Raw genomic sequence first — 5,501 nt, 5'->3', positions numbered from 1 at the left:
GGCCTCGACCAGGCCGACGGTGCGCAGCCGGGCGTCGATGTAGGCAGGCACCTGGTCGGCGCGCAGCCCCGCGGCGAGTGCCGGCTCCAGGCCGGCCGAGTGCGCGTGGCCCCCGGTCGGCAACCTGCCGTCGGTGAGGAGCAGCGCGCCGAGCTCAGCACTCACGGGCGCCACTCAGAACAACGAGTAGCGCTGGGCGAGGGGCAACTCGTCGACGGGCTGCGGGCGGACCAGCTCGCCGTCGATGGTGATCGCGAACGTCTCGGGGTCGACGTCGAGTGCGGGCAGCGCGGTGTTGTTGGGCATGTCGGCCTTGGTGAGATGCCGGGTCGGGCGTACGCCGGTCAGCTGGCGTCGCAGTCCCAGCCTGTCGCGCAGTCCGTTGTCGACTGCGAGGGGTGAGACGAACGACGTGGACAGGTGTGGTGCCGAACCGGGCGAGGCGGCCATGGCAGGGCGCATGAACACCGGCTGGGGTGTCGGGATCGCCGCGTTGACGTCGCCCATGGGCGCCCACACGATCGCGCCGCCCTTGATCACCGCGGTGGGCCGGATGCCGAAGAAGACCGGGTCCCACAGCACCAGGTCAGCCATCTTGCCGCCCTCGACCGAGCCGATCTCGTGGTCGACGCCGTGTGCCACCGCGGGGCAGATCGTGTATTTCGCGACGTACCGCCGGGCCCTCTCGTTGTCGGCCGGCATCGAGGTGCCGAGCGACCCGCGCTGCGCCTTCATGACGTGGGCGACCTGCCAGGTGCGTGAGATGAGCTCGCCGATGCGGCCCATCGCCTGGGCGTCGGACGACGTGATCGAGATGGCACCCATGTCCTGCAGGATGTCTTCGGCGGCCATCGTCGTACCGCGAATGCGCGACTCGGCGAACGCGAGGTCCTCGGGCACGCGCGGGTTGAGGTGGTGCGCGACCATCAGCATGTCGAGGTGCTCGGCCTCGGTGTTGACGGTGTGCGGCAGGGTCGGGTTGGTCGAGGCGGGCAGCACGTTGGGCTCGCTGGCCATCACGATGATGTCGGGGGCGTGCCCGCCGCCGGCGCCCTCGGAGTGGAAGAGGTGGATGCCCCGTCCGGCGATGGCGTCGAGGGTGTGCTGCACGTAGCCGGTCTCGTTGAGGCTGTCGGCGTGCAGGGCGACCTGGAGGCCGAACGCGTCTGCGGCCCGCAGTGAGGCGTCGATGGCCGCGGGGGTGGCGCCCCAGTCCTCGTGCACCTTGTAGCCGCCGGCACCGCTGAGCGCCTCCTGCTCGAGGGCGGCCGCGCTGACCGTGTTGCCCTTGCCGAAGAGCAGCACGTTGAGCGGGATGTGGTCGAACGCGCGGTGCATCATCGCCAACGACCATGCGCCCGGTGTGACGGTGGTGGCCTTCGACCCCTCGGTGGGGCCGGTGCCGCCGCCGACGACCGTGGTGGTCCCGGTGGCCAGGGCCTCCAGCATCTCGGTCTCGTTGAGGTAGTGCACGTGGGTGTCGATGGCCCCGGCGGTGAGGATCTTGCCCTCGCCGGCGATCACGTCGGTGCTCGGACCGATGTGCAGGTCGGGGTGGACGTTGTCCATGATGTCGGGGTTGCCGGACTTGCCGACCGCGACGATGCGACCGTCTCGTATGCCGACGTCGCCACGCACGATGCCGCCGTGGTCGAGCACGACCACGTTGGTGATCACCAGGTCGAGGGCGCCCTCGTCGCGGGTGGTCAGGCCCTGGCCCATCGACTCGCGGATGCTCTTGCCGCCACCGAAGACCGACTCGTCACCACCGAAGGTGAGGTCCTGCTCGACCTGGATCCACAGGTCGGTGTCACCCAGCCGGATCTGGTCGCCGACGGTCGGGCCGTAGAGCTGGACGTATTCGCGGCGATCGATCCGGCTCACGGTGTCTCCTCGTCGTCATCGCTCTCGGACTGCTCGCTGCCGGGCTCGGGATGTGGCGGCTCGTCGCTGAGGCGTACGCCGAGCCCGCCGGCCCGGCTCGGCCTGTCGACCGGTGTTCCGGGTGTGCCGAACGGCACGACCGGCTTCGGCTCGCGCGCGTGGGTCGGCAGCTCCCCGTCGAGGTCGCGGATCTGCAGACCTGGGACGGTGCCGGTGCCGCCCAGCGCGATCACGTCGACCGTGCGGCTCACCCCGGGCTCGAAGCGGATCGACGTACCGGCGGGGACGTCGAGGCGGAAGCCCTGGGTCTGGTCGCGGTCGAAGGTCAGCGCCGGGTTGGTGTCGGGCAGGTGGATGTGGGAGCCCACCTGGATCGGCCGGTCGCCGTCGTTGACGATCACGATCGTGCGTTGCTCGCGGCCGCTGCTGAGCTCGAGCGGCTCCGCCGAGACGCGTACTTCGCCGGGGATCACTGGATCGGCTCCGTGATCGTGACCAGCTTGCGCCCGTCGGGGAAGGTCGCCTCGACCTGCACGTCGCGGATCATCTCCGGAACGCCCTCCATCACCTCGTCGCGTGTCAGCACGTGGCGGCCGTCGCTCATCAGGTCGGCCACCCGGGCGCCCTCGCGGGCACGCTCCATCACCCAGCAGGCCAGCAGGGCCGTGGCCTCGGGATGGTTGAGAAGGACGCCGCGTTCGCGTCGGTCGCGGGCCACCATGCCGGCCACGCTGAGCAACAGCTTGTCGATGTCGGAGGGAGTCAGGTGCACGCGCGGTCCTCCTGTGTTGCTGGTCCTGCGAAGTTAGCACGCAGCGCCGGCGGTGGGGAGCCCGGTTGAGTGATCAGCGTGCGAGGGACTCGGCCCGTTCCTTCAACCCCTGCGCGTGCCTGCGGAAGCCGTCGGCGACGCGGCCGGGGCCGGCGTACTTCACCATCGGGCCGGTGAACTGCTCGACCGTGTCGTACGTCGTGGGGCCGCCGGGTCGTTGGGTGAGGCGCTGGAGGCGGGTGCCCTTCACGAGGCCGAGCTTCGCGGGCCAGCCCTCGAAGACGTAGGCCAGCGTGGCCCTTGTCGTGCCCTCACGGTCGGTTCTGGGCGGCTCGAGCACGCTGATCCGTTCGGGGGAGCGGGTGCCCTTGCCGTTGGCCCACCGCACGTGGAGCACGATCGGCTGGCCGACGCGTGGCTCGGCGCAGTCGGCGCGGACGACGAACGGGTTCCACTCGGGGTACGACGCGGTGTCGAGCATGACGCGCCACACGACGTCGAGGGGCGCATCGATCTCGACCGATGCCTCAGGGTTGCGGGGCATGTCAGCGGTAGTTGGTGAACTGCACCGCGAAGTCGAGGTCCTGGCTCTTCACCAGCTGCTGCACTGCCTGCAGGTCGTCGCGCTTCTTGGAGGAGACGCGCAGCTCGTCGCCCTGGATCTGCGCCTTGACGCCCTTGGGGCCCTCGTCGCGGATCAGCTTGGTGATCTTCTTCGCGTCCTCGGAGGTGATGCCCTCCTTGAGGGTGATTGAGATCTTGGAGACCTGGCCCGACTGCCGTACGTCGCCGGTGTCGAGGATCTTGAGCGACTGGTTGCGCTTGACCAACTTGCCCTGGAAGACGTCGAGCACGGCGGTGGCGCGGTCGTCGGCCGAGGCGGTGATCTCGATCGCCTGCTCGCCCTGCCACTCGATGGTGGCGCCGGTGCCCTTGAAGTCGTAGCGGGTGGCCACCTCGCGGGCGGCCTGCCCGAGCGCGTTGTCGACCTCCTGGCGGTCGATCTTGCTGACGATGTCGAACGACGAGTCGGCCATCACTTCTCCTCTGTTGGCCGTCGGCCGGAGTGGGTCGGCGGCATTTTTCGTCTGTGAGTGTGCTGCGCTATTCTTTCGTCTTGCTGCCTCCCGGCCAAGTCGGGGGTGGCATGGCAGATTGCCCGAGCGGCCAATGGGAGCGGACTGTAAATCCGTCGGCTTACGCCTTCGAAGGTTCGAATCCTTCATCTGCCACAGGTGCAACGAAGGGCCCGTGACCAGCGCAAGCAGGTCACGGGCCCTTCGTCATTCCGCCCGGCGGCGTCGCTCCAGGCGCTCCTGGGCCTCGGCCACGAACTCGAGACAGGGCGCGTCGACGTCCGGGTGCTTCTCACGCAGGTGGAAGATCCAGCGGTCCATGGCGGCCATGAACCCGTTGTCGTCGCCGGGGCGGTAGGTCGCCCACTTGCGGTGCCCCTTGGCGGTGCATTCGGTGCAGGTGATCTTGTAGACGAACTGGTCGTCGTCATCGAGGTCGATCTTCACCCGTGCGAGAGGGCCGGCTTGTGCGGCGGCCTTCCTCTCACGAGCTGCCCGGCTGGCGACCATGGTGTGCCCTCTCGTTGCGAAAGATGGAGCCTACGCCGGGTCGCCGCGTGCTGCCCGTCCGTTCCTGCCCGATCAACGGGAAGTATCGCGTCGATCGGCCAGTTTCAGGCCCGCCTGTGAAACTGCCGACTTCCGCAGGGCGAGGGAGTCGAGGCGGCGCTGGTCGATCGGCGACGTACGACGGTCCAGCCGGCCGCTCAGCACCGACGTGGCCCGCGCCGCGTCACCGGCGTTGACCAGGCACAGCAACATCGTCTCCTCGATCACGTCGCGCTGGGCCGCGGAGCCGCCGACCTTGACCAGCACCGGCAGTACGTCGGCGATCAGGGCGGCTGCCTCGGCCCACCGCGCCTCGACGGCGGCCCCGAGGGCGTCGCAGACCGTGGAGACGATCGTGCGAACGGTGTTGTCCCGGGAGCGCCGGCAGTGATGCCCCAGGTCGGCAAGGCGACGACAGTCGCCGGCCGCGGCCAGCGCGATCGCCGCGTGCAGCGCCACGAACGGTGTCTGCGGCTTCGCCAGCAGGGCGTGGTCGAGCGCCTCGAGGACCGGCTCGATCGGCGGCGGTGCGGCCTCGCCGGCGAACGCCGAGCCGGCTCTGTCGGGCAGCCCGGTGGCGACCGCCGCGTCCCAGTCGCTGGTCGTCACCCGCCACCGCCACAGCAGCGACGCCGAGTCGATCAGGGACCGGACGCCGGACACGGTCGGCGGCGCGAGCTGTGAGTAGTAGCGACGACGTACGGCCTCGGTGTCGCCGAGCGCCAGCTCGTGCAGGGCGGCGTGCCAGGAGAAGTGCGCGCCGTGGCTGGCCGACCGGCCGCTCTCGGTGACCCAGTGGTCGAGCCACACCCGACCGGTCTCGTGCTGGCCGGTCTCGTAGAGCACGTGCGTCTGCGCGTGCACGGCATGGCCCGAGGACGGCTCGCACGACAGGGCGCTCTCCGCGAGCAGTCCGGCCTCCTCGAAGCGGGCCTGGTCCTGGCGGGTGAAGGCGAGCAGCGAGATGTACCACCAGTGGTCGCCGTAGGCCGGGGCGAGGCCGTCGACGAGGTCCCACGCCTCCTGCTGCACGTCGGTGACGCCGGAGAACGCGATCGTCGGCACGGCCGCCGAGACCGCCAGCACGTCGCGCGGGTGCTCGGCGATGTGCGCCATCAACGCCTGCGCGCCGGTGCGGCGTACGTCCTTGACCCGCAGGCCGACCACGTCGACGAGGCTGCGCTCGCGGTCGTCGCCGCGCCTGCGCACCGCACGCCGGG

7 protein-coding genes and 1 tRNA gene are annotated in these 5,501 nt (G+C 70.2%); 1 reads left to right on the top strand and 7 read right to left on the bottom strand.

Annotated features, from left to right (window positions below; genetic code table 11):
• Nucleotides 1–174: 174 nt before the first annotated feature.
• The 5 genes from NJ4_RS24705 to NJ4_RS24685 all read right to left on the bottom strand — a co-directional run bounded on the left by NJ4_RS24705 (nucleotide 175) and on the right by NJ4_RS24685 (nucleotide 3,693).
• Entirely contained in the window at nucleotides 175–1,884 is a 1,710-nt protein-coding gene (locus tag NJ4_RS24705) for an urease subunit alpha (protein WP_067442066.1), read from the bottom strand.
• Entirely contained in the window at nucleotides 1,881–2,357 is a 477-nt protein-coding gene (ureB, locus tag NJ4_RS27245; RefSeq protein ID WP_067442063.1) for an urease subunit beta, read from the bottom strand. The genes NJ4_RS24705 and ureB overlap by 4 nt, the downstream gene beginning before the upstream one ends.
• A complete protein-coding gene (locus NJ4_RS24695) occupies nucleotides 2,354–2,656 on the bottom strand; it encodes an urease subunit gamma (protein ID WP_056682576.1) in 303 nt (100 codons plus the stop codon). The genes ureB and NJ4_RS24695 overlap by 4 nt, the downstream gene beginning before the upstream one ends.
• A 73-nt stretch (nucleotides 2,657–2,729) precedes the next feature.
• On the bottom strand, nucleotides 2,730–3,200 hold the full coding sequence (locus NJ4_RS24690) for an SRPBCC domain-containing protein (protein WP_067442061.1): 471 nt from the start codon (nucleotides 3,198–3,200) through the stop codon (nucleotides 2,730–2,732).
• A 1-nt stretch (nucleotide 3,201) separates the two neighbouring features.
• Nucleotides 3,202–3,693, bottom strand: a complete 492-nt coding sequence (locus tag NJ4_RS24685; protein ID WP_067442058.1) for a YajQ family cyclic di-GMP-binding protein — start codon at nucleotides 3,691–3,693, stop codon at nucleotides 3,202–3,204.
• A 112-nt stretch (nucleotides 3,694–3,805) separates the two neighbouring features.
• Here NJ4_RS24685 and NJ4_RS24680 point away from each other — a divergent pair.
• Nucleotides 3,806–3,888 (top strand) — tRNA-Tyr (locus NJ4_RS24680).
• A 51-nt stretch (nucleotides 3,889–3,939) separates the two neighbouring features.
• Here the strand turns inward: NJ4_RS24680 and NJ4_RS24675 are convergent.
• Together NJ4_RS24675 and NJ4_RS26175 are read right to left on the bottom strand one after the other, a co-directional pair.
• Nucleotides 3,940–4,179 carry a hypothetical protein gene (locus NJ4_RS24675; RefSeq protein WP_245644700.1) on the bottom strand — a complete coding sequence of 80 codons (240 nt, stop codon included), beginning with the start codon at nucleotides 4,177–4,179 and terminating at the stop codon, nucleotides 3,940–3,942.
• A 135-nt stretch (nucleotides 4,180–4,314) separates the two neighbouring features.
• Nucleotides 4,315–5,501 (bottom strand): hypothetical protein (locus NJ4_RS26175; RefSeq protein WP_217996989.1); only part of this gene is annotated, 1,187 nt, incomplete at its 5' end.

The organism is Nocardioides jensenii JCM 1364 = NBRC 14755, assembly GCF_001552535.1.
GTDB classification, from domain to species: Bacteria; Actinomycetota; Actinomycetes; order Propionibacteriales; family Nocardioidaceae; genus Nocardioides; species Nocardioides jensenii.
This window is presented reverse-complemented; position numbering and strand designations above follow the sequence as displayed.

What these genes read in the sequence shown, in the direction of transcription:
- NJ4_RS24690 (WP_067442061.1), bottom strand. Translation starts at nt 3,200, where the DNA reads ATGCCCCGCAACCCTGAGGCATCGGTCGAGATCGATGCGCCCCTCGAC.
- NJ4_RS24685 (WP_067442058.1), bottom strand. Translation starts at nt 3,693, where the DNA reads ATGGCCGACTCGTCGTTCGACATCGTCAGCAAGATCGACCGCCAGGAG.